The organism is Vulcanithermus mediatlanticus (assembly GCF_055385885.1).
This window is the reverse complement of sequence record NZ_AP042384.1, coordinates 50,754-72,761: the sequence shown is the minus strand read 5'-3', so window position 1 is coordinate 72,761 and position 22,008 is coordinate 50,754. Positions and strand designations below refer to the sequence as shown.

Annotated in this window: 20 protein-coding genes and 1 riboswitch; of the genes, 5 read left to right on the top strand and 15 right to left on the bottom strand. The window is 60.5% G+C overall.

Translation table 11 applies throughout. The annotated features are described in order from the left end of the window. Positions 1-12: 12 nt before the first annotated feature. From ACZ5BT_RS00340 to ACZ5BT_RS00330, 3 genes are read right to left on the bottom strand one after another with little or no spacing between them, the layout of a single operon-like run. Positions 13-1,305 (bottom strand): TRAP transporter large permease, encoded by a 1,293-nt coding sequence (locus ACZ5BT_RS00340; protein ID WP_464883737.1) that lies wholly within the window; start codon positions 1,303-1,305, stop codon positions 13-15. Positions 1,306-1,310: 5 nt separating this feature from the next. After that, positions 1,311-1,766, bottom strand: coding sequence for a TRAP transporter small permease (locus ACZ5BT_RS00335; protein WP_464883736.1), 456 nt, complete (start codon positions 1,764-1,766; stop codon positions 1,311-1,313). Positions 1,767-1,826: 60 nt separating this feature from the next. Further along, positions 1,827-2,849: a sialic acid TRAP transporter substrate-binding protein SiaP gene (locus tag ACZ5BT_RS00330; RefSeq protein WP_464883735.1), complete on the bottom strand. Its 1,023-nt coding sequence runs from the start codon at positions 2,847-2,849 to the stop codon at positions 1,827-1,829. Positions 2,850-3,170: 321 nt separating this feature from the next. On the opposite strand from ACZ5BT_RS00330, the gene ACZ5BT_RS00325 reads away from it, so the two are divergent. Continuing rightward, complete coding sequence (locus ACZ5BT_RS00325; protein WP_464883734.1) at positions 3,171-3,914, top strand: FadR/GntR family transcriptional regulator; 744 nt, start codon at positions 3,171-3,173, stop codon at positions 3,912-3,914. A 19-nt stretch (positions 3,915-3,933) separates the two neighbouring features. Here the strand turns inward: ACZ5BT_RS00325 and ACZ5BT_RS00320 are convergent, their stop codons facing one another. From ACZ5BT_RS00320 to ACZ5BT_RS00300, 5 genes are all read right to left on the bottom strand, one after another. Further along, entirely contained in the window at positions 3,934-4,800 is an 867-nt protein-coding gene (locus tag ACZ5BT_RS00320) for a carbohydrate ABC transporter permease (protein ID WP_464883733.1), read from the bottom strand. Beyond that, entirely contained in the window at positions 4,797-5,666 is an 870-nt protein-coding gene (locus ACZ5BT_RS00315) for a carbohydrate ABC transporter permease (protein ID WP_464883732.1), read from the bottom strand. Before ACZ5BT_RS00315 ends, ACZ5BT_RS00320 begins: the two co-directional genes overlap by 4 nt. Before the next feature lie 89 nt (positions 5,667-5,755). Continuing rightward, complete coding sequence (locus ACZ5BT_RS00310; RefSeq protein ID WP_464883731.1) at positions 5,756-7,048, bottom strand: ABC transporter substrate-binding protein; 1,293 nt, start codon at positions 7,046-7,048, stop codon at positions 5,756-5,758. 74 nt (positions 7,049-7,122) lie between these two features. Continuing rightward, the gene (gene dapA / locus ACZ5BT_RS00305; RefSeq protein WP_464883730.1) at positions 7,123-8,061 is read right to left on the bottom strand and encodes a 4-hydroxy-tetrahydrodipicolinate synthase; all 939 of its coding nucleotides are present in this window, start codon (positions 8,059-8,061) and stop codon (positions 7,123-7,125) included. 11 nt (positions 8,062-8,072) lie between these two features. Continuing rightward, on the bottom strand, positions 8,073-8,912 hold the full coding sequence (locus ACZ5BT_RS00300; protein WP_464883729.1) for an IclR family transcriptional regulator: 840 nt from the start codon (positions 8,910-8,912) through the stop codon (positions 8,073-8,075). Positions 8,913-9,689: 777 nt separating this feature from the next. On the opposite strand from ACZ5BT_RS00300, the gene ACZ5BT_RS00295 reads away from it, so the two are divergent. Further along, a protein-coding gene (locus ACZ5BT_RS00295) for an IS3 family transposase (protein ID WP_464883728.1) occupies positions 9,690-10,828 on the top strand; the annotation gives its coding sequence in 2 pieces (ribosomal slippage) (positions 9,690-9,924 and positions 9,924-10,828; 1,140 coding nt in all). A 182-nt stretch (positions 10,829-11,010) separates the two neighbouring features. Here ACZ5BT_RS00295 and ACZ5BT_RS00290 read toward each other — a convergent pair. The 7 genes from ACZ5BT_RS00290 to ACZ5BT_RS00260 all read right to left on the bottom strand — a co-directional run bounded on the left by ACZ5BT_RS00290 (position 11,011) and on the right by ACZ5BT_RS00260 (position 18,550). Beyond that, positions 11,011-12,537 carry a MutS-related protein gene (locus ACZ5BT_RS00290; protein ID WP_464883760.1) on the bottom strand — a complete coding sequence of 509 codons (1,527 nt, stop codon included), beginning with the start codon at positions 12,535-12,537 and terminating at the stop codon, positions 11,011-11,013. Beyond that, positions 12,537-14,063 carry a MutS-related protein gene (locus tag ACZ5BT_RS00285; protein ID WP_464883727.1) on the bottom strand — a complete coding sequence of 509 codons (1,527 nt, stop codon included), beginning with the start codon at positions 14,061-14,063 and terminating at the stop codon, positions 12,537-12,539. Before ACZ5BT_RS00285 ends, ACZ5BT_RS00290 begins: the two co-directional genes overlap by 1 nt. Positions 14,064-14,115: 52 nt before the next feature. Next, a riboswitch (Fluoride riboswitch) is annotated at positions 14,116-14,177 on the bottom strand. Positions 14,178-14,882: 705 nt separating this feature from the next. After that, positions 14,883-15,557, bottom strand: a complete 675-nt coding sequence (locus ACZ5BT_RS00280) for a histidine phosphatase family protein (protein ID WP_464883726.1) — start codon at positions 15,555-15,557, stop codon at positions 14,883-14,885. Further along, complete coding sequence (locus ACZ5BT_RS00275; protein ID WP_464883725.1) at positions 15,554-15,940, bottom strand: DUF6285 domain-containing protein; 387 nt, start codon at positions 15,938-15,940, stop codon at positions 15,554-15,556. The genes ACZ5BT_RS00280 and ACZ5BT_RS00275 overlap by 4 nt, the downstream gene beginning before the upstream one ends. Beyond that, positions 15,941-16,942, bottom strand: a complete 1,002-nt coding sequence (locus ACZ5BT_RS00270; RefSeq protein WP_464883724.1) for a phosphotransferase family protein — start codon at positions 16,940-16,942, stop codon at positions 15,941-15,943. After that, positions 16,939-18,099, bottom strand: coding sequence for an acyl-CoA dehydrogenase family protein (locus tag ACZ5BT_RS00265; protein ID WP_464883759.1), 1,161 nt, complete (start codon positions 18,097-18,099; stop codon positions 16,939-16,941). Before ACZ5BT_RS00265 ends, ACZ5BT_RS00270 begins: the two co-directional genes overlap by 4 nt. Beyond that, a complete protein-coding gene (locus ACZ5BT_RS00260; RefSeq protein WP_464883723.1) occupies positions 18,080-18,550 on the bottom strand; it encodes a MerR family transcriptional regulator in 471 nt (156 codons plus the stop codon). Before ACZ5BT_RS00260 ends, ACZ5BT_RS00265 begins: the two co-directional genes overlap by 20 nt. A 143-nt stretch (positions 18,551-18,693) precedes the next feature. Between ACZ5BT_RS00260 and ACZ5BT_RS00255 the strand changes: the two genes are divergently transcribed. Genes ACZ5BT_RS00255 through ACZ5BT_RS00245 form a run of 3 tightly spaced genes read left to right on the top strand, consistent with a single transcriptional unit; the run spans position 18,694 to position 21,991 of the window. Continuing rightward, the gene (locus tag ACZ5BT_RS00255; RefSeq protein ID WP_464883722.1) at positions 18,694-20,010 is read left to right on the top strand and encodes a phenylacetate--CoA ligase family protein; all 1,317 of its coding nucleotides are present in this window, start codon (positions 18,694-18,696) and stop codon (positions 20,008-20,010) included. Further along, a complete protein-coding gene (locus ACZ5BT_RS00250; RefSeq protein WP_464883721.1) occupies positions 20,007-20,765 on the top strand; it encodes an SDR family NAD(P)-dependent oxidoreductase in 759 nt (252 codons plus the stop codon). The genes ACZ5BT_RS00255 and ACZ5BT_RS00250 overlap by 4 nt, the downstream gene beginning before the upstream one ends. Before the next feature lie 20 nt (positions 20,766-20,785). After that, the gene (locus ACZ5BT_RS00245) at positions 20,786-21,991 is read left to right on the top strand and encodes an ABC transporter substrate-binding protein (RefSeq protein ID WP_464883720.1); all 1,206 of its coding nucleotides are present in this window, start codon (positions 20,786-20,788) and stop codon (positions 21,989-21,991) included. Positions 21,992-22,008 lie beyond the last annotated feature (17 nt).

Here is a 22,008-nt window from a genome sequence, read left to right as displayed (position 1 = left end):
CTTTCCACGGGCTCATCGCCCGAGTACTTCACGGGGAAGCCAGAGAACCAGACCCGGGAAGAAAATGATCAGCAAGAGGCAGGCGAGAAGCACGACCAGAAAAGGCAGGCTTTCCCGGATGATTTCAGTCATGGGGGCCGTAACCAGCCCCTTGACGATGAAGAGCAGAACCCCGAACGGCGGGGTGACCAGCCCGATCATGATGTTCAGCACGATCACGACCCCGAAGTACACGAGATCGATGCCCATCGACTTGATCAGGGGTAGAACCAGGGGAATCGCAACCAGCAACAGCACCGACGCGTCGAGGAACATGCCCAGGAGCAGGAACACCGCGTTGATGAGCAGCAGGAGGGCCAGCGGGGAGAGCTGGAGGTTGGTGAGGAATGCCAGGAGGAGCTGGGGGATCCTCTCGATGGTGATGATGTAATTGAGCAGGAAGCTCCCGACCACGATGATCAGGACCGCGGTCGAGTCCCGGAGCGAATCGAGGAAGATGGTGTAAACCTCTTTCAGGCTCAGCTCGCGATAGAGGAGCCCGGTCAGCGCGAGGGCGTAGGCGGAGGCCACGCCGGCGGCCTCGGTGGGGGTAAAGGCCCCCGAGTAAATTCCCCCCAGCAGGATGACCGGGGTTAAGAGGGGCAGGAACGCCCTGGCGAAGGAAGTTATAAAACCCTGGAACGTGAGGCGCTGATCAACGGGGAAGCCCTTTCGCGTCGCCGTGTACCACACCGCCACCATCAGCGCGCTGGCCATCAGGAGCCCGGGGAAGACCCCCCCGAGAAAGAGGGCGCCGAGCGAGGCCTCGGAAACGAGAGCGTAGAGCACCATTGGAATCGAGGGAGGAATGATGGGCCCGATAACCGCCGAGGTGGCGGTGATGGCGGCCGAGTAGGCCTCGGTGTAGTGGCGTCTCCGGGTCATCATCTCGATCTGCAGCCGGCCGATTCCGGCGGCGTCCGCTACCGCGCTACCGCTCATGCCGGAGAGAATGAGACTGGCCAGGACGTTAACGTGGGCGAGCCCGCCGCGCCACCAGCCCACGACGCTGGCGGCGAAGTCCACGAGCCGGTCCATCAGGCTCCCGGCGCTGGCCACGCGCGAGGCGAAGATGAACATGGGAACGGCCAGGATCACGAAGTTGGTGTAGAGGCCGTTCGAGATTTGCTCGGCGGCAAGACCCAGATCGCTGCCGGTGAAGATGAGGTACCAGATACTCCCGGCGATGAGGCTGATGCCAATAGGCAGCCCGGCCAGAAAGAAGAAGACGATGAGGGCCAGCATGATCAGGAAGGCAAGGCTCATATGGCTCACTCCGCTTTCGAGGGGTGCCTTGACTCCAGCCAGCCGAGGATGAGCTGGACGGGGACCCCCAGGTTAAAAACGATGAAACCCATGAAGATATATCCGATGGGAATGTCGAGCGCGCCGGTGGTCTGGCCAAACATAAAGCGAACGTAGTCGATGGTTCCCGGCAGGATCCACAGGAAGGCCAGGACGGAGAGAACGACGGCGATACCGGTGATCGCCGGGCCGAACCTTCCTCTGAAGACATTCTCAAAGGCGATGTGTTCCCTTTTTCGAACCACGAAGGCCGAGGCCCAGGTAAACCACCAGATGTAGGAGATCAGGATGACGTCGGTGGACCAGATGACCGGACGGTTGAAAACGTAGCGCGAGATTACCTGGGCGGCGAAGCCCATGAACATGACCACAAACAGAAAAACGCCAACACCTTCGGCGATTCGTCGCAACGCTGCAGCCATCGCCTCGCTCCCTAAAGATGGCGATGCGGGCGGGGCGCGCGCCCCGCCCGCCAACGCTCGCTACTGAAAGTAGGCCCTGCACTCGTCGGGAATCTGCTTGGCGTAGCTCTGGATTTTCTCCAGGATGCCCGGAGGCCAGTTTTTGGAGAACTCCGAGTTCTCGTAGGCCGCCAGGACGCGCTTCCTGAAGGCCTCGCGATCGGGAACGGTGACCTTGAGGCCCTTGGACTTGAAGAACTCGATCAGCTGCTGTTCCTCGGAGATCCGGTTCCGGTTGTTGAAGAACGAGGCCGCCCTGGCCGCTTCGCGCAGTATCTCGCGCTGCCTGGGGGAAAGCTTTTTGAGCGTGCGGTTCGAAACGGCGAGAAGAACGCCGTCAACGAGGTGATCGGTGAGCACGATCTGCTTCGTGACCTCGTAGAACTTCGCCCGGTAGTCGGTGGGCAGGGGGTTGTCCTGGCCGTCGACGGTGCCGGTCTGGAGCGCGAGATAGAGTTCGCTGAAGGCCAGCGGTACCGGGTTGGCCCCCAGCGCCTTGCCCAGGAATAACCACGCCTTGCTGTTCGGCATCCGCAGCTTGATGCCTGCGAGATCGTCCGGGGTCCGGATGGGTTTGTCGGTGCGCAGGTTGAGCTCGCGGGTGCCGAGGTAGAGCGCGTCGAGGATGGTGATGCCGACTTTTTGCGAGATCTTTTGCTTGAGCTCGTCGCCGAAGGGACCGTTCCACACGCTACAGAGGTGAAGCGGGCTCTGGATGACGTAGCCGGCGGTGAGGGGCGTTACGTCGGGGAACACGGTGGAGAGTTGCTGCGCCGAGACGTAGGCGAGATCGAGCGTGCCCCGCTGCATGGCGGGGAGCTGCGCGTCCTGCTTGAAGAGCTGGCTCGCGGGGTAGACCTCGACCTTGATGTTCGGATCGGCATTCTCGACGTAGCTCTTGAAAACCTGAAGCGCCCGGGCGTGCCAGTCGTCCGGGACCGCTGCGGTGGACACCCTGAGGGTGATCTTTCCCTGCGCGAAAGCCAGGGTGCCGGTGACGAGGAGCAAGGCCAGCGCTATGATTCGCCCTAATTTCTGACCCATGGAAGTCCTCCTTCGTTTGCTTCTTTTCAGGTGGGCGCCGTCCGGGAGCCGGGGCGCCTCAACCGTGCCGCAAGAAAGGCCTGGACCGAATCCACACAGGCCGTCGGCCGCTGCCGCGCCTGTCCGTACGCCGATGGACCTGTCTCCGGGTTCTCACCCCCCGTCTGCGCCAACTCGTATGATGACTTAGTCTCCCACACCGCCATTTCGGTGTCAAGGTGGAACGGGTATATGGGCTCCAGGACGCGATAGAGGGCGGTTGGCGCCGCGGTTTGTGCCCTGGGATCTTGTCTGCTCTTCATATGAGTTTAAAATTCTGTTATGCGCCGCGTACAAACTGCGACGAGGGTGCCCCTGCACCGACGCGTCGTTTTCGAGCTGACCAGGAAGATCGTTCAGGGGGAGATTCCCCCCGGCCGCGTTCTGCCTTCCGAAACGCAGCTGGCCCAGACCTTCGGGGTAAGCCGCATCGTTATCCGGGAGGCGATCCGGGTGCTCAGCGAAAAGGGTTTGGTGGAAGTGCAGCAGGGCAGGGGCACGTTCGTGACGTCGCCGAAACGCTGGAACCCGCTCGATCCGCTGGTCCTGGCCCTGCAGGAGGGGAGCGACGGGTTTTACCTGGCCCAGGCGGAATTGCTCGAGGCACGAAAGGTTTTTGAGGTCGAGATTGCCGGGCTGGCGGCCAGCCGGATTACCCCCCAGACGCTGGGTGCGATGAGCACGCTGCTTCGCAAGATGGATTCGCTGGTCGGCGACCCCGAAGCCTTCCACAAGGCGGATGTCGAGTTCCACTTCCTGATCATCCGGTCGGCGAACAATCGTGTGCTGGCCAAGTTGATCGAGCCCATCCACAGCATCCTCGCCAGCGGGTTTCGCCTCACGGCCAGCCTGCCGGGCGTGCCGCAAAAAGCCCAGACCACGCACTGGGCGGTCTTCCGGGCGCTCGAAGCCCACGACCCCGAGGCCGCGAGGCGCGCCATGCGCCTGCACCTCGACGAAGCCGCCAAGGATCTGGAAGCGGTAGGGTCGTGGGAAATCGATCCCGCCGAACATCTGCTCGACTAGCCCCCTGTCGGTTGCCCCGCTACTTCGTCGCCCCGGCGGTCAGCCCGGAGATATAGAGCCTTGAAAGCAGCGCGTAGACGAAAGCGACGGGGACGGCGGCGAGAAGGCCTCCGGCCATGAGCGACCCCCAGAAGAAGACATCGCCCCGGACCAGGGCGGTCACGGTCCCCAGGCTGAGCGTGATCCGGGAGGGGTCGGAGATAAAGGTCAGTGCGTAGAGGAGCTCGCCCCAGGCGAGGGTGAAGGAGAAGATAACCACGGAGATGATGCCGGGAAGGGCGGTGGGGACGATGATCCTGACCAGGGCTCCGAGCCGGGTGGCCCCGTCCACGAAGGCCGCCTCTTCGATTTCCAGCGGGATGGCTTTGAAGTAGCCCATGAGCAGCCAGGTGGAAAAGGGAACCTGGAAGGTGGGGTAGGTGATGACCAGGGACCACAGCGAGTTGGTGAGCCCGAGGGCGTTGACCAGCTTGGTGAGGGGCAGGAAGAGCAGGGAGGTGGGGATCAGGTAGGCGGCGAAGACCGCCATTCCGGTGGCCTCCGATCCGGGGAACCTGACGCGCACCAGGCCGTAGGCCGCCAGGATGCTCACCGCGGTGGAGATCGCGGTGCTGGTGAGGCTGACGAAGAGGCTGTTGCCGTACCACCGCAGATACTGCGTCTCGGTGAAGAGATAGCGAAAGTGCTCGAAGGTCGGTTTGAACGCCCAGAACGGCGAGAGCCTGGCGTTGTAGAGCTCGGGCAGGGATTTGAGGGACGTCACGAGCATGACGTAAAAGGGCGAGAGGGCGAACACCAGGAAAGCCAGGATCAGGAGGAGGCTCACGAGCACCCCGATTCGAAGGCCGCGCTGCCTCCGCCCCCGTGTGGTTGCCCGCTCTTTCATGCCACCTCCTTTCTTTGCACCAGGCGGAGCAGGAAGAACATGCTGAGCAGAAGGACGGGAAAGACGAAAAGCGAGATCGCGGCGCCGACCCCGAGTTCTCCGTTGGCGAACGCGCTCTGGTACGCCAGGGTGGCGAATACGTGGGTGGCGTTCTGGGGGCCACCCTTGGTGAGGACGTAGACGACGTTGAAGTCCGAGATCGTCATCACCACGGAAAAGAGAATGACGATGTAGAGCGTGGGCGCGATGAGCGGCAGCGTGATCCAGCGAAACTTCGCGTAGCCGCTGGCCCCGTCGATTTCGGCCGCGTCATGGAGGTCCTTGGGGATGGAAACCAGCGCGGCGAGGATGGAGATGGCGAAGAAGGGGAGCCCGCGCCACACGTTGACCAGGATCACGGAGATTCTGGCGTAAAGGGGATCGGAAAGCCATGGAAGGGGAGAGTGAGCCAGGCCCAGCTGCTGGAGAACCCAGTTCAGCGCGCCCAGACGGTAGTCGAACAGCCACAGCCAGGCGAGGACGCTAAAGGTGGATGGAATGACCCAGGGCAGCAGCAGGGCGCCGCGGATCCAGGTCATGCCCCGCATGCTCCGGTTCAGCTGCAGCGCGGCAAGAAGCCCCAGCACGGTTTTGAGGAAGACCGCGGTTACGGTGAAGAGCACCGAGTTGAAGAGCGCGGTAAGGAAGAGGCTGTTCCGGAGCAGCGATCGGTAGTTGGCAAGGCCGACAAAATCGCCTGCCGTGCCAACGCGGGCGTCCGTGAGGCTCAGGCGTATCGCTTCCAGGATCGGCCAGGCGATGAGACCCAGCAGAATCGCCAGAGCCGGAAGAACGAACACCAGCCCACCCCAATGCTTGAGGCGCACCTGGTCAACCCCCCCAACCGAATCGGGGATGCGCAGGAACCGTGAGGGTTACCGTGGCTCAACCTGCGCACCCCCGAAAGGACAGTCGATCACTTACCCAACCAGGCCTTTTGCAGCTGCTCCTTGGCCCAGGCGATGACGCGGTCGTTCGACTCGCCGCGGGCGGCGCGGGCGAACATGTCGGGGATGATGTAGAGGTCATAGATCTTCTGGGCCCCTGCTGCCGGTGGCGCGGGCCACAACGGGAGGCGCAGGTACGACGCAACTTCGGCCGCCGCCTTCATGTTTGGATCGTCGCGCCAGACCCCCAGGTCGGGGAGCTTCTGGAAGAGGGGCACGTTGTAGCCACCGCTGGCCTCGATCCAGCCGTTGAGGTTTTCGGGTTCGAAGAGGAACTCCAGGAAGGCCTTGGCCAGGTCGGGGCACTTGGTCCAGCTGGTCACACCCAGGGTGTACGTCGTGGTGGTGGTGTACCGCCCGCGCGGGCCCGCGGGGGGAGGAACGTGGACCAGGTTCTTGGCGATGTCCGGGAAACTCTTCCTGGCCTGAATGTAGATGCTGGCGGGGTTGATCGTGTAGGCGCCGGTGCCGGACAGGATGAACCGGTTGTTCCCGCCACCGTCCCAGCCAAAGACATCCGGGGGCATCTGTTTGGCCAGCTGCCGGATGTAGTCGAGGGCTTTGCGGGTCTCGGGGGAGTCGATGGCGACGTTGCCGCTGGCGTCGATGACCTGCGCCCCGAAGGAGTTGAGGAGTGCGAGGAGCCAGTCGTTGGCGTCACCAGCGTGGCTGATGGGCAGGCCGACCGGGTGGCCTGCGGCTTTCAACTTGGTCGCCGCGGCGAGCAGTTTGCTCCACGTATCCGTATCGGCTACCGGATCCAGCCCCGCCTGGGCGAAGTAGTCTTTGCGGACGTTGCCGGGGGCGGGCGTGACGAACCAGGGCACGGACCGCCATACCCCGTCGATCCGGGAGGCCTCGCGGCCGACCTCGACGAAGAGCCCGTGCTGCTTCTGGATATTGAGCACCACGTCGTTCAGGGGGAGCAGGACATCCTTGTAGAGCGCGGTGCTGTAGTTCATGAGGAGCACGATGTCCGGGCCCGACTTCGAGTAGGCTGCAGCCGCCAGCTTGGTGGGCACGTCGTTGAGCGCGACGAAACTGATCTGCACCTTGATGCCGTGCTGCTTGCCGAACTCGCTGGCAAGCCGCGACAGGTACTGGTCGGAAGGGCGAATGAAATGCGCCCACGTGAGCATGTTGAGCGAGGTACAAGCGGATTGCGCCGAGGCCGGCTGTCCGGTGAGGAGCACGAGTCCGCCCAGCAAGAGGGCGGCTGCCTGCACCTTCCAAAACCTTCGTACTGCCTGGAACATCCTCATCACCTACCTCCTCTCACCTGCTTCCTGTCGATTCCTGCGGTTGGTTCCGGGAGCGGTGTGCTGGGGAGGGGCATTCACCCGGCGACCCATTCCGAGAGGTCCTGGAGCACACGACGGACGACCTCCCGCTCTTCCTCCGTGGCCGGTTTCAAGGGCAGTCGCGGGGGACCGATTTTGATGCCCGAACTCATTTCGATGGCCGCCCGCAAAATCGGGAACGGGCTGACCCTGCCGTTTTGGACCAGAGCCTTGAAGAAGGGGAACATCTTGAGGTACAGGCGTTCGGCCTGGGCGTTGTCGCCGCTGTAATAGAGCTCGATCAGGCGCTTCATCATCCTCCCGACCACTTGGCTCCCTCCGCTCACGACGCCCACGCCGCCCTGGCTGAGCACCTGGAGCACCATGGTGTCGTCCCCGCAATAAACGGTGAAGTCGCTTCTGCCCGCGGCTTCAGCCGCCAAGACGAAGTCCGTCGATTGCGTGGGGTTGATGCCCGCTTCTTCCTTGATGGCGACGATGTTGCTGAATTCGAGAAGCCGCTCGAGCGTCGGGGCTTCCAGGTTGACACCCGTGAAGAGGGGAATGTTGTACAGCATGATCGGGAGCCCGGTGTTTTCGGCGATGGTCTTGTAGTGCAGGTAGATCTCCTCTTGGGTGGGCCTCGAGTAGTAGGGAGTCACGACCATTGCCAGTTCGAAGCCGCGTCGTTCGGCCTCCTGCGTCAAACGAACAGCCTGCCGCGTGTACGCCGCCCCCGTCCCCACGATGAGCGGCATCCGTCCGCCGCCGGCTTCCTTGACCGCTTCCCAGACCTGAAGTCGCTCCTGGTCGGTCATGGTGTAGAACTCACCGGTCGATCCGGTCACGATTAGCGAGTCCGCGTAGCCCCGCCGGATGATGTAATCGACCAGAGCCTGGAGCTCGTCGTACAGAATGTTTCCCTCGTCATCGAAGGGTGTCACGAGTGGAACGAGTACCCGGCCATACCTTTGAATGAGCGCCGCCGATGCCATTTGCACCTCCTTCACAAACCCCGTTGCGGGGATACCGCCGATACCGGAAACCGACCGCGAAAGCCCAGCACCTGGGAGATTTCGCTCGCGGTTTTGGCAAGCTGAGCCAGGTGTTCGTCGTCCTTTTCCGGACGGACGCGCACCGCAGGCCCGGAAATGCTCAGCGAGGCCACGACCTTGCCGCTGTGGTTAAAAACGGGGACGGCGATGCAGCGGATGCCGACGTTGTGCTCTTCGTTATCGATGGCATAGCCGTTCTCCCGTACCTTTCGCAGTTCACGCTCGAGCGCAGCGTGCTCGGTAATGGTGTTGGGGGTGTGCTTCTCGAAAGGCCTGTCAAGGTACCCGGCGATCCAGGTATCGTCCTGGTACGCGGCGAGAATCTTCCCAACAGCGGTGCAGTAGAGGGGGGCGCGTTTGCCGATATAGATCTCGGCCCTCAGGGTGTGGGGGCTCAGCGCCTGCTCGATGGACACCACCTCGTACTCGTCGAGAATGCCGAGGTGGACGGTTTCACCCGTACTTTCGGTGAGGGCCCGGATATATGGCTGGGCCACCGAGCGGACGCCCAGGTTGGCGTAGGCCAGGCTTCCGAGCTCGAAGAGGCGGATGCCGATAGCGTAGCGACCGTCCTCGAGCTGGACGATGAGGCGGTTTCGTTTCAAGGTCTTGAGGGTTCGGTGGACGGTGCTCTTGGGCAGCGAGGTCCTTCTTGCCAGCTCCGACAGGCCGAGCGCCGGCTCCTCGTAGCTGAATGCCTGGAGGATCTGGATTGCCCGCTCGATGCTGTTGACCTTGGCGCCGGATGCAGAACGTTCCGCTATATGGACCGCCGGTCCATTTTTGCTCATACCCTGGATATTAACCCCTGTCAGAGCCGGTGTCAAACCGGAGCTCGAATCCTGGGTTGGCGCCTTTATCAAGCGATGTTCGGCCGGTACCGGGCCTGGCCCTGGCCAGCCCCAGGTGCGGGACAAGAAGTTTAGAGGTGCTTCGGGCGCTTCGGATCGGCTGTCGTGCCGGTGACGCGTTGAACAGAGCGCCAGCGTCCCCAGCGGGTGGTGTCTCCTGTCGAGGATGATCGGCACGAGAACGCCAGCCGGGATTTCACTGTGTGCGATTTCCGAAGCGGCCCTGCCGCCGAATGCCGCGGGCTGACCCCGGCAGTGAGGTAAACGTGTTCGCCCACAACGGGGAGGTCATCGTGTCCGACCCCTCACTCTCGCCGGGGCCCTCGAGGCAACCCTGAGCCGTCGCTTCGAGGCGCTGGCGATGCAGTCCGCGCGGTAGGGGAGACGTGGGTAGTTGAAAGAAAGAGAGCCCAGGGCCCCTTAAGAACCTGGTGAGACTGCGGAGCCAGGTCGCGGTGGGGGTCCTTCCCGTCCTTTACCAAGGGGCTTCAGCGACCGGGAGTGGGCCTGGGAGTGGCTCACCGGGTACGTCCCTGCCCTTGCTTGGGGGCCGCCCGGAGGGGCTCCTTGCTGGCCTCGCGGGCTACCTGTGGACTCGGTCGGAGTTCGGGAGCGCCCTTTATGGCCCGGTTAGGATGAGTGCACACTTGAAGTGCTACCCCAAATTTGGACCACCCGGCAAGACAGGGTCTTCGGGTAATCTGCGGGGGAGCGAACATGGGCAAATGGACGGCAAAGGAGAAAGCCAGGATCGTCCTTGAGGTGCTCACCGGCCAGCGGACGGTGACGGACGCCTGCCGGACATACGGGGTCTCGGAGTCCGTCTACTACCGATGGCAGAGGAAGTTCCTGGACGATGCCCACCTGGTCTTCGGCTCGACCTGTAAAGAACAAGAGGCCCGTATCCACGAGCTTGAGCGGCTGGTCGGGCAGATGGCCCTGGAGCTGGAGGTCTTAAAAAAAGCCTCCAGCATCTACCGGCAAAGGAAAGGCGGGGTCTGGTGAACGCCCTCAGGGGTCGCTACCCCCTGCGCCTTTTGGCCCGGGTCCTGGACGTTCCCCGGAGCAGCCTGTATTACCGCCCCAAGGCCAGGGAGGATGAGCCCTTACGGGAGCGCCTTAAAGCCTTGGCCCGGGCCTGGCCCCGGTACGGGTACCGCCGGCTCGGGGTCCTGCTCCGGGGAGAGGGGTTTTCGGTGGGCGACAAGAAGGTGCGCTCTCTGATGCGCCAGGAGGGTCTGCTGGTTCCCAGGCAGGTTGCAAAGCCAAGGACTACCCTGAGCCTGGGGGAAGCCGGGATTCCCAACCGGCTGAAGGGGTTTCGCCTCACCCGAGTGAACCAGGTGTGGGTGGCCGACCTGAGCTACGTGCGCACGGGCGAGGGCTTTGCTTACCTGGCGCTGGTCATGGACCTTTTGACCCGGAGGGTGGTGGGGTTCGCCCTCGGGCCCAGGATCACCGAACACCTGACCCTTTCCGCTTTGGACATGGCCCTGGAAGGAGGCAGGCCGGAGATTCACCATTCGGACCAGGGGGTGCCCTGCACGTCCCGGCGGTACGTGGCGCGGCTGCTCGAACTCGGGGTGGCCCTGAGCTACGCGGGGGTCGGCCGGGCGTGGGAGAACGGACACGTGGAAAGGCTGATCCGCACCGTAAAGGAGGAATGGGTGGACCTCAGGGAGTACGGATCGCTCGCCGAGGCCCGGGCCTCCATTGAGTCGTTCGTTCTGGATGTTTACAACCGCAAGCGGCCCCATTCGGCCCTGGGGTATCTGACGCCGGAGGCGTTCGCGGAGAAGTTCTTAAAGGGGGGCGGGGGACTGACCGATAGCGGGCGGAAAGTGGTCCAAAAATAGAGGGGCAGTACATCGGTCCATACTAAACTCCTGCATGGGGTACCTCTTGTCTCTCTCACAGGTACCCCCTTTCGCTTAGGTGGGCTTACACAAGACTTAGGTGGGCTTACACAAGATTTGCAACGCTACCCGGTCAGTGTGGCGGTGTGAATAGCACCCGAGTGAAGAACCGAAACGGGGGTTCATCGTGATTTGCTTGTGTCGGAAGCAGTTTCGGGCTGGAATACCTTGCGATACAGGTCAGCCCCATAACTTATCTCAAGGGGCCTGGCCTTCTTAAGCTTGAACGTGCGGGTTCCGCCGGGCAGTCGCTCTGCGCGCAGGAAAACGGTGTTATCCGCTGCTCTTTCGTAAAAATGAAAGGCGAATTCGTGCAAGAAGGTAACATAGAAGACCTTGATCTTCTTGTCGAGCAAGGCGCTAACGATCTGTCTGGCAATCTCCGAGCCTTCGCGTTCGTTGGTGGCTGCAAAGGACTCGTTCAATAAGATCAAAGCGTTAGGCTTGAGATGGTCAACAATCGTGCTCATTCGCTTGAGTTCCTCCTCGAGTTTGCCGCTCTGCAGGCTCTTGTCTTCGTTTCTCCTGAAGTGTGTGAATAGACCGGTACACAGATTGGCTGAGAACGATTCGGCGGCGACGAACATGCCGCTCTGCATCATCAATTGGGCCAGGCCCACGCTGCGTAAGAAGGTGGTTTTGCCTCCCCGGTTCGGTCCCGTGATGACCACCAGCGACTTCCCGTTGGCAGAGATGTTGTTGTCCACCACCGGCTTGCCCATAGCCAATGCCAGGGTAGGGTCGTAGAGACCCGCGCACGAAAAGCGCCGCGCGTCCGCAGGCTCGGGCTGGGGAAATGCAACAGGCTTCCCCAAAGCTGTTAATTGCTCGTAAAGGTTCAAGCAGCCCATGTAAAACGCCAGTTCCCATCGCAGCATGTTGAAAAAGCTCTCTACATGTTCGGCTGCCCGGGCAACCGCATTGGCTGCCCGGGCAACACCCCTATCGCGTAGCTCGCCCAGAACCCGTGCCCCGGCATCATCGCGGGGGGGAAGGGAATAAGAATAAGCCGGTGACCGTGAGAAGATGCGTTGAAACCAACTCTGGCCCGCGTCGTTGGGTTTGCAGAGCACGTAGCCGGTTCCTTCATTGCCTCGTCCCAGTTGCGCGCGGAGCAGGACACCCTGAGGAAAGCGGAGTAGCCGGAGGTGTCGCCTCACGATGGCAAGGTATTCATCGTTAAGTTCCTGCTGAATCATTGCGAAGAACCGCCGAAACCCGCGCGAGCCAAAGATGGAGACGTTTTCGTCGGCAATCTGTCGCAGTCGGTGTAACAGGTCGAGGGAGGCTTCAAGCAATTGCCGGGCGCTGCTCAGGATAGAGCTGGGGCTGGAATGGCGCGGCGAAACCCAAAGCCACTGTTTGCGCTTTCGCGCCAGGAATTCCAGGGGAACTTGGTAGATTTGCCTGACGACATCCGGGTGCTGTAGACAGTCTCGCAGAATTTCCTGGCGGTAGGTGATAGTGGTGATGTCATCCAGGCTCGATAGCACGACTTGTTGCCCGACCTGAAATAGGAATTCATCCCCCTGGGCCATGGCTTCGAATAACGTGTTCAATGCCAAATCTTGTGTTAAGTCTGCTGCGTTGGGTGGTAATGGCTTCGATGCACTGAAATCTCGTTCCGGGTACAGTAGATAGACTTTCATCATGGCAGCCTCTCCTTGATCTGTTCGTAGGTCAGGCCATGCTTGCGAGCTAGCGAAAGGGCATAGGCCAATCCGTCGGCAGGTCGGCGCACGATTTTGAAGGTACGTATTGTGGGATCGCTCGGGTTAACCAGCGCCACCATGCTGACGGTCCTTTCATTCAGGGACGATAGTTCATCTAGGAAGGTCACCCAGACGCTTAGGGCATCTAGATCTATCAGCCGGGCCATGATTTCCTTGCTCAGAAAGAGCGCGTCTTGAATGGTTGTAGAGGTGAAGATCTCGTTGAGGATGAAGATGCTATCAGGGGTAGCTCGGGCAAGCATGTCACGAATGCGGATCAAGTCGTCTTCCAGTTTCCCGCGCAAATTACGGATGTCTTCTTCCCTTTCGAAATGCGTGAAGATGTGGTCAAACAAAAAGAGGCGGGCCTCCCGAGCTGGAACAGGACATCCCAGGCTCGCGAGATAATGCAGTTGCCCAAACATGCGGGCGAAGGTTGTTTTGCCCCCCTGATTGGGCCCCGTGACGACGAGAATGCGCTCCGGGCCCTTGAGGAAAAGGTCGTTGAGTACGAGGGGCTGGTTGCTGTAGCGCTTGGCATTGGCCAGGGCTAGGTCGAACCCATCGCGCACGTAGACTGCCTTGCTTGTGGCGCTGACTTCTGGATAACAAAACGGCAGCCCCCGCTGTTTGAGGTCGGCGATAAAGTCCAGGTAAGCCAAGTAGAACTGGATCTCGCGGTCGAAGGCCCTGATGGTGTCATCGAAAAATGGCATATGGCGTGCACAGAAGCGGTCTAGAGCGGCGAAGGGTTCAGGATATAGCCTGGCGACGAACTCCAAGATTTTGGCTTCAATGTGATTCATGCCCGTTCTTTCCGGGAACTTCACCAGGTAATCTGCCGCATCGCTTTGCCTAAACTTCTCAAAGGTCTTTTCAACCTCCAGGCTGTACTCCGCTTCTCCCTCGTTCCGCTTGACCTTGAACTTGCCGCCCTCGACGATCACGCAGTACTTGACCTCGGATAAGGCATGCTTGACCTGTTGACTATCGGCTGCTAGGGACTGGAACAGTGGTGAATCGACATAGCCCTTCAGATATTCCCGGAATGCTCGGAGACCAAGTGAACGGATAGGGGCATTGGCCAGATGACGGGCCAGAGCCGCGATAGCATCGCAGTAGGCCCGAGCCGATTCCAAGATCCACCCTTTTTTGTGATAGTCAAAGTCCAGTTTTTCCGCCATTGCCAGATAACGGCGCACCAAAATCATTCTTTCCGCAAACGCTTTGATGCCCCTTACAAGGGTTTCGTTTTCCAAATCCCGGAAGACCTCTTGTCTATAACGGATGGTTTGAGCATCGCGTAGGGGAGTCCAGAAAAACGGATCCAGGCTGTACTCTTGATGAAGCTCGGTGATGGCACCAACGACTTGATCCAGGTTCAGGTCAGGAAAGAAGGCAGGCTGTCTGGTCGTTTCGAAGTGAGGGCCATTTTTGTCGCGGAGAATGCTGCTGAAAGCCATGGTAGCACTCCTCTTGCGGATCCAAAGAAAAGGCCCTCTACAGAGAAGTTGCTTCTCCGTAGAGGCTATTAGCCAGGACGGCGGTTTAGGGTGAGCCTCATCACCCGAATCGATCGTTCAGCCCGATTCTAGTCTGGCTGCCTACGAACGTCAAATTCTGTAATTGGCAACGCATTTGAGGCCCACCGGGACCGGCTCCTCATGCATCTTAGCCAGGAACTCCAGGGGGGCAGGCCATTTGGGGCCCGGTGGGGCCTCCTCTTGTAGTAGTCCAGGCTGCGCAGCCCCAACACAGCGTTCACGCAAAGCCCCAGTTGGGGGACAGGGAGCAGGTTGCGCAGAGTGTTGCTCGGGCGACCCGGTTGCCGTCGTGAAGTCAGTCGCGGAGGCGGGCTCCCCCTTCTTTTGAGCTTGAGTAGACGTGAGCGTAGGCTCTTCATTTCGCTGCCTGCGCATGAGACACCCCACCTTCCGGCTCACTCAGAGTGGATAGGGCGAAATGCCCCTGCGCCGAACGCAAGCCACACGATATTTGCTGTAACTCCCTCGATTGGGCAGGGCTAGAAGCGGCGCGCCGCGGACGCTGAACACACCTGACTCCCGGCCGCTCCTGGGGGCGCTAGGGGGTAAGCAGAAGGGTCACCGCAGTAGGAGCCCATTCGTTGACTCGGGCTTCCGCGTAGGATAAGCGAGAATAGCATTAAGAACGAAAGTGTGGCTGAGCCGCTTGGGCCGCCCGGTACCCCGGCCGCTTGAGCCGGGCCAGCTTCTTGGAGTCCGGGTGGAGGTAAGGTCTCTTGGTGTCGGAGGTTTTGTCGGTTAGCGCTTTCGATACTTTCGATATTGAGCGTAGTACGCCTCCATGGTGGTGTTTCGCCCGGAGCTATGGAGGAGATCATAGGGCTTGATGTTGACAGCCCGAATCACAAGGTCTTCTCCAACGTCAAGGATATTGATGCAGGCTGCTGCTTGTTCGATTCCGCCGAAGAAAAGGCGCTTGCCGGTGAGCGCGTAGGAGAGGATTGCCCGGTTTACTCCGCCATGAAGAACCAGGAGCGCAGTATCCCATGAGGTGTCGTTGAGGAGCCGGTTGAAGGCGGGAAGCACCCGGTCCACCAACGAGGCAAAAGTCTCGCCGCCTAGAAATCGGCGTTCGAGCGGCACCGCCCCTCGAAAGGCTCCTAGAAAAGCCTCCTCGAGTTCTTCGTCAGGGATGTCCCTTAGTCTCCCGCCCCGAATCTCCTGCAGTTCGATCCAGGCTTCAAGCTCTGGAGCATCCCGCCCCTCGAGTACGATGTGCGCTGTTTCAAGAGTGCGGCGCAGCCCGCTCGTAATGGCGCGGTCGAAACTCACGGCGCTTAGTAGGTCCCTCGCGGCTGCTGCTTGACGAGCGCCTTCAGGCGTGAGCCCCACCGAATCCGGGGGAAGAGGCTTTCCGCTCGCGTCAAAGTACGCCACATCGGCGTGTCGCATTAGGTAAATACGGCGCCTCATTGTACGCGTTCAAGGTAAGCAGGGCTGGCCACCTTCAGCTTGTCACTAATCGTTCTCTTAATGTGCGCCATTGCCCCCCCGGGAACGTTTCGGGCACGGATGCGTTTGGCGAGCTCCTGGTTCAGTGCGGTTAGTTGTTTTCGAAGGCCTTCGAGCGTATCGCTTGGCGCGGCTTCCTCATCCAATAGCACCGTGAGCCTGGCATACTCGGCGCGCATTGCTTGCTCTTCGAGGGCTTGCTCTCTCATGAGGATTGTCAGGGCATTCATGGAAACGCGCGTGCGAAACCGGAGTCTGGGGTCGTTTATGAGTGGAAGGATTTCTCCTTCGAGAAACTCCCTTACCGCTTCCAAAAGTTCGGCGGCGGTGGGTCGATCTTGCATTTAATAACGCCCCCTTTCGATCAGGCTGAGGATCTCGTACTCTACTTCAGCTGCAAGGCGGCCCAGGATAGCCAGCTCAACGCTACGCTCTTCTCCTCGGAGATGCCGGCGGGCCTGGGTGAGCGCGCCAATGGCCCACTTGACGTTGCCCACGACTTCCCAGTAGAAGAGTTCCTCAAGCCCCACATTCCGACCGGTTTCCGCGTTATAGCGGTCCAGGTAGGGTTCGATCTCGCCGACACCACCGAGCCGGAGCTGGTCTTTGCCAAACCGCCAGGCACGCACTAAAGGCCAGGCCAGGTCCTCTACAGGATCACTGAAATGAGCGAACTCCCAGTCCAGGACCCCCACCAGGCCTTTTTCGTTGACCATGAGATTGCCAACGCGAAAGTCTCCATGGCTTACGACGATTCCGTGGGCCCGTACCTCGCGCTCCCGAAGCCACAGAAGGCCGAGTTCAATAGCAGGGTGCGGCTCCTCAAGTGCGTCAAGTTCCTGGTAAAGCTTTGAAATTACCCGATCTGCTGCCGGCGCCTTTGCAGCACCAGGAAGGAAAGATACGAGCTCATGGGGTATCGCGTGGATCTTGGCCAGCTCCTCAGCCATTTGTTCAGGAAGGCGCTGTCTGGCGCTGGCGAGTTCAGGTCGTGTCACCACGCGCCGCCCAATGCTCTCGCCTTCGAGGCGTTCCATGACAAAGGCTTCACGGCCCTCGAGGTCAGGCAGGTGGCCGTACGGTCGCGGCACCCTTACGCCTGCTTGCCAGGCGGCCTGCAGAACCTGGTACTCCTCGTAGAGCGAGAGCGTTTCCGAGTAGATAACCCCTCCGGCTGCCCGCCGAACGAGCAGGCGGAGCGGCCCGTCAGGTCCATGCGCGTCAACAGCCCAGGCTTCTTTTGAGGCGCCGCCTGGAAGGAGGCGGGCTGCTTCAATGTGAACAGGGCCGCCAAATAAGTCAGATAGTGCCCGGGAAAGGGCCGGTACGATTCCCGTGTTCGTCAAGGCCGGAGCTCCCGATAGTAGACGCGCTTGCCGATGGAAGTTCGGTGCACCTCACTCGGTCCATCGTAGATTCGGAAAGGACGGGCTTCGCGGAAGAAGATGCTTAAGGGGATATCTTCAGACACCCCCAGGCCCCCGGTAAGTTGGAGTGCCCTGTCGATGACGCGGTTGACCGTCTCGGCAACGAACACCTTGGTCATGGAAGCCTCATGGCGTACCCGCTCGCCCCGGTCAAGCTTCCAGGCGGCGTGCCAGATCATGAGGCGCGCAGCGTGGATTTCAATGTAGCTGTCTGCGATCATCCACTGAACGCCCTGGTGCTCGCCAAGCTTCTTGCCAAATGATTCGCGCTCCCGGAGATACTTGTTCGTGAGTTCCATAGCGCGTACCGCGACGCCAAGCCAGCGCATGCAGTGGGTGAGGCGGGCTGGGTCAAGGCGGAGTTGGGCGTACTCGAAACCCTTACCTACTTCGCCGAGCACAGCGCCATCATCAACTTCACAGTTTTCGAGTACGAGATCCCCGTGGCCTCCGGGCATCATGTGGTCCATTGTGGGGATGCTGCGCAGGAGGCGGATGCCGGGGTTACTTGCGTCCACCAGAAACATCGTCGGCCCCTCGGGAGCGAGCGCGAGCACAATGAAAAACGCAGCCCCCTCTGCCCCGGTGGAGAACCACTTTCGCCCGTTAAGAATCCACTTGCCGTTTCGGCGTTCTGCGCGGGTTCGTAGAAGTGTCGGGTCGGCTCCCGCTCCCATGGGTTCGGTCATGGCAAACGCCGAGCGGATTTCACCGCGGGCGAGGGGAAATAGGTAGCGCCGTTTTTGCTCCTCGCTGGCTACGTGCCACAAAAGGTGCATGTTTCCTTCATCGGGCGCTGCGGCGTTGAGGGCTTGCGGTCCGAGCAAGCTTCGGCCTGCTTCCTCGAGCACCACCGCGGTTGCGCGCCAGCTAAGCCCCATGCCACCCAGCTCTTTCGGAAGGTGCGGAAGGAAAATGCCCCACTCCTTGGCTTTTGCTTGTAGCGCTGAGCGGACGTGCTCAAGCTGCCGGTGATCGCGCGCGACCCTTGATTCCAGCGGGATGACCTCCTTGTCGACGAACTCCCGCACCCGAGCCTTCAAAGCCTCAAGCTCCTCACCCAGACTGAAGTCGATCATCTTCCTTCGCCTCCCGCTGGGACGGCCGGCCAAAGTGCTTGTTGAGGAATTTGTAGAAACGAGAAATCATTGTAGATTGGCGCTGGATGGTTTCCAGCACCAGGCCGGTTTTTGTCCGGATTGACTCAAGCTCCGCATCGGACAGCGGAATTTCCTCGCGCGTCCAATCCTCACGGTAGGTGCCGTCCGGGTAGAAAATGGCCTTCTTAAGGGCCATGATTTTCTTGATCTCTTCAAGCGAAAAACCGAGTTGCTTCAGGTCGAGAATGTCCCGAACGAGGTAGGCCGCGAAGTCAGTATAGAGCTTACGCCCCCCTTTGGTCACCGCCCCGGGCTCCAGGAGGCCGATTTCGGCATAGTACTGCACCGTGCGACGCGTAACGCCAGTGTGGCGGGCGAGCTCACTCAGGGTATAGAGGGTGATGGTCTGGCCCTTCGGTTTGGACATTTGAACAAAGTATACCACAGGCAGTTCACGTGGACGGATGGAGTGAACGCCAGCGTGCGTGATTGACACCAACAGCCATTGCCGCTAAACTGGTGGTAATCCAAAGGCGTCGTACTGCAACCGAGGGAAGAAGGTCGTGGCGTATGTATCGGCCCTATTGGGATTCAGAGATAGAAACGCTTGATCGCCGTGCCCTGACGGCATTGCAGCTGGAGCGGCTCAAGGCCCAGCTTCAGCGCTTGTACCATACGAGCCCGTTCTACCGGCAGAAGTGGGACGCGGCTGGTGTGAAGCCGGAAGACGTTCGCCATCTTGAAGACATCACGAAGCTTCCTCTCGTTACTAAGGACGAGCTGAGGGAAGAGCAGACCAGGCATCCTCCACTTGGCCGGTATACGGCCGCCCCAAGACGGGATTGGCGTGAGTTCCATCCCTCCAGTGGCACGACAGGCATTCCAGTGGGAACCGTTTGGACTGAGAAGGACGTAGAGACCATTGCGGATGTCACTGCACGTACCCTGTGGGGCTATGGGATTCGGCCAGGGGATGCGATCCAAAACGGATTCAGTTATGGCCTTTGGGTTGCGGGAATGGCAGTACACTATGCTGCTCAGCGTATTGGTGCCTTCGTCATCCCCATTGGCGCAGGCTATACCGATCGTCAAATCGATTTTCTACTTCGTCTGAAACCTACCGCCTTCACGGCCACCCCCTCCTTCGGGGTGTACTTGGCGGAAGTGCTCGCGGAGAGGGGCATTCCACCAGAGGCGCTTGCGCTTCGCCTTGGCGCGTTTGGTGGTGAGGCCGGGACCGAAAATCCTGCGACGCGGCGCCGGCTCGAGGAAGGGCTTGGTATCGACGCCTACGACTACTACGGCCTTGCCGAACTCGGACCTACGTTTGCCGCTGAATGCACCGAAAAAGCCGGCCTCCACTGGGCGGAAGACCATTATCTCATCGAGATTCTTGACCCCGAGACCAAGGAGCCCCTCCCTCCTGGAAAGCCGGGGGCGCTGGTTATAACTCACCTAACTCGTGAAGGGTCGCCCATGGTTCGTTACTGGACGAACGACATTGCTGTGCTTGATGTGGAACCCTGCGCCTGTGGAAGGACCCACGCCCGCAGTCCTGGCGGGATTTTGGGCCGCACCGACGACATGATCATCTACAAAGGGGCCAAGTTCTACCCCGTGCAGGTTGAACAAGCGGTTCGCGCGTTCCCAGAGCTTTCACCGGAGTATCGTATTGAGGTTAAGTCGAATGAAGGGCGGACAGCTGAAGTCACCGTAGTGGCGGAGCTGGCCCGTCCGATGGCCCCTGAGGAAGAGGACCGACTGACAGCGGCAGTTCGGAAAGCGTTGCGTGAGCAGTGCCTGGTTACCCCTGCAGTCCGTCTTGTGCCCCCCGGCACGCTCGAACGTACCGCTTTCAAAGCCAAGCGGGTGGTGAGGGTCTCGTGAATCTGAACGGAAAGACGGCCTGGGTCGTCGGAGGTACACGTGGGATTGGGCGCGCAGTGGCTGTTCGTCTTGCACGCTTAGGCGCACGAGTGGGGCTTACCGGGCGCGACGAGACTCGTGCGCGCGTCGTCGCGCATGAGGTGAGCCGTGATGCGGGTGCCGAAGTTCTCGGATACGGGCTCGACGTTGTTGAACGTGCGCGTATACCTGAAGTCTTTGCAAGGCTTTGTGAGGACCTCGGTGAGCCGGATATTCTCGTTTATAACGCAGGAATAAGCCCTGTCTTCACTTCTGCAGAGAAGATTCCTTTGGAGACCTGGGACCGGGTCCTGGCAGTCAACCTTACCGGCGCTTTTGTTGCCGCCCAGGTTTTTGCTCGGCCCCTAATTGAGGCGGGTCGTCCGGGGGCAATCGTTTTTATTGGCTCGGTTCTGAGCCTGGTGGGCGGGCAGCGCCTCGCGGCATACACGGCTTCTAAGTCGGGATTGCTGGGTGTTGCTCGGGCCCTGGCAGTGGACTGGGCTCCGCATCGAATTCGTGTGAACCTCGTTGCCCCGGGGTGGGTTGTCACCGATCTCACAGCGGGTATCCGTGAGCACGAAGGACTCAGGCGTTTTATTGAGGAGCGCACACCACTGGGCCGTATGGCCAACCCGGAAGAAATCGCTGAGGTGGTGGCGTTCCTGGTTGCGGAAGAGGCGGGGTTTGTTACCGGGGCAGCCTACGCCATCGATGGCGGGTGGACTGCCTGGTGATGAAAGGAGGGAGGTGCGGTATGAAGCGGTTTTGGGTAGTAGGGCTTGGGCTGGTTCTGGCGCTGGGTCTGGCTTCTGCTCAGGGTAGTGCGAGCGGGCCGATTAAAATCGGGGCCCTCAACATTCTGAGCGGGAACTTTGCCTCGTATGGGAAAGCGAGCAAGGAGGGGATACAGCTCGCCGTCGACGAAATTAACGCTCGGGGCGGGGTGCTCGGACGCCAGCTAAAGCTGATTCTGGTTGACAGTCAAGCCAAACCCGATGTAGCTGTTCGGGAAGCCAAGCGCCTTATCTTGGAACAGAAGGTAGACTTCCTCTTTGGCATCGACTCGAGCTCGGTTTCCCTTGCTGTCGCCCCTCTCACAGATGAGTACAGGGTTCCCCTCGTCGTCACCCACGCTGCGACGCCACGCCTTACCGAGGGTTGTCACCCTTACGTGTTCCGCACTTCAAACAACGCCAGGATGGACTCTTGGTCGGCGGCCGCGTTGGCGGCCAAGCTCCCCTACAAGCGTTGGGCTAACATCGGACCCGACTACGAGTTCGGCCACGTGTCATGGGAGGACTTCATCAATCGCCTCAAAGAGCTGCGTCCCGACGTGGAGGTAGTAAGCGTACAGTGGCCAAAGTTCGGTTCGTCAGACTACACCAGCTACATCACAGCCCTGCTTAGGGCCCGACCCGAGGCCGTGTTCTCGACGCTTTGGGCGGGGGATTTTGTCACGTTCGTCCGCCAAGCGAAGAACTTCGGCTTCTTCGACCGCGTTAAGCTCTATGTCAACCCGGTGGGCGCTGCGCTGCAATCGATTGGGCCTCTGGGCAAAGATGCGCCCGAGGGAATGCTCCTCTCAGCACGATACTGGTTCCTCTACCCCGACACCGCGAGGAACAAGGCATTTGTCAAGGCATACCGTGAGCGCTGGGGCGAGTATCCCAGCTACAACGCTGAGGAAGCCTACGCCGGGGTCTACATGCTCGCCAAAGCGATTGAGAAGGCGGGTTCCACCGATCCTGATGCGATCAAGGCCGCGTTTGAGGCGGATGGCGGCATGGTCTTTGAGGCACCTGAGGGGCGGAAGTGGATGCGCCCGGCTGACCATCAGGTGTTCGAAGCTCTGGTTTGGGGCTACACGACCTACTCGCCCAAATATCCCTTCGCCATTCTGAAGGACATTACGGTCATTCCCGAGAAAGACACGGTGTATCCGACGAAGTGCGCGAAGTAGCTGGCCGGACGAGGGTG

Excerpts from the sequence above, each read along its gene's own strand:
- ACZ5BT_RS00340 (WP_464883737.1), bottom strand. The coding sequence starts at position 1,305 with ATGAGCCTTGCCTTCCTGATCATGCTGGCCCTCATCGTCTTCTTCTTT.
- ACZ5BT_RS00335 (WP_464883736.1), bottom strand. The coding sequence starts at position 1,766 with ATGGCTGCAGCGTTGCGACGAATCGCCGAAGGTGTTGGCGTTTTTCTG.
- ACZ5BT_RS00330 (WP_464883735.1), bottom strand. The coding sequence starts at position 2,849 with ATGGGTCAGAAATTAGGGCGAATCATAGCGCTGGCCTTGCTCCTCGTC.
- ACZ5BT_RS00325 (WP_464883734.1), top strand. The coding sequence starts at position 3,171 with ATGCGCCGCGTACAAACTGCGACGAGGGTGCCCCTGCACCGACGCGTC.
- ACZ5BT_RS00320 (WP_464883733.1), bottom strand. The coding sequence starts at position 4,800 with ATGAAAGAGCGGGCAACCACACGGGGGCGGAGGCAGCGCGGCCTTCGA.
- ACZ5BT_RS00310 (WP_464883731.1), bottom strand. The coding sequence starts at position 7,048 with ATGAGGATGTTCCAGGCAGTACGAAGGTTTTGGAAGGTGCAGGCAGCC.
- dapA (WP_464883730.1), bottom strand. The coding sequence starts at position 8,061 with ATGGCATCGGCGGCGCTCATTCAAAGGTATGGCCGGGTACTCGTTCCA.
- ACZ5BT_RS00300 (WP_464883729.1), bottom strand. The coding sequence starts at position 8,912 with ATGAGCAAAAATGGACCGGCGGTCCATATAGCGGAACGTTCTGCATCC.
- ACZ5BT_RS00290 (WP_464883760.1), bottom strand. The coding sequence starts at position 12,537 with ATGAAAGTCTATCTACTGTACCCGGAACGAGATTTCAGTGCATCGAAG.
- ACZ5BT_RS00285 (WP_464883727.1), bottom strand. The coding sequence starts at position 14,063 with ATGGCTTTCAGCAGCATTCTCCGCGACAAAAATGGCCCTCACTTCGAA.
- ACZ5BT_RS00280 (WP_464883726.1), bottom strand. The coding sequence starts at position 15,557 with ATGAGGCGCCGTATTTACCTAATGCGACACGCCGATGTGGCGTACTTT.
- ACZ5BT_RS00275 (WP_464883725.1), bottom strand. The coding sequence starts at position 15,940 with ATGCAAGATCGACCCACCGCCGCCGAACTTTTGGAAGCGGTAAGGGAG.
- ACZ5BT_RS00260 (WP_464883723.1), bottom strand. The coding sequence starts at position 18,550 with ATGTCCAAACCGAAGGGCCAGACCATCACCCTCTATACCCTGAGTGAG.
- ACZ5BT_RS00255 (WP_464883722.1), top strand. The coding sequence starts at position 18,694 with ATGTATCGGCCCTATTGGGATTCAGAGATAGAAACGCTTGATCGCCGT.
- ACZ5BT_RS00245 (WP_464883720.1), top strand. The coding sequence starts at position 20,786 with ATGAAGCGGTTTTGGGTAGTAGGGCTTGGGCTGGTTCTGGCGCTGGGT.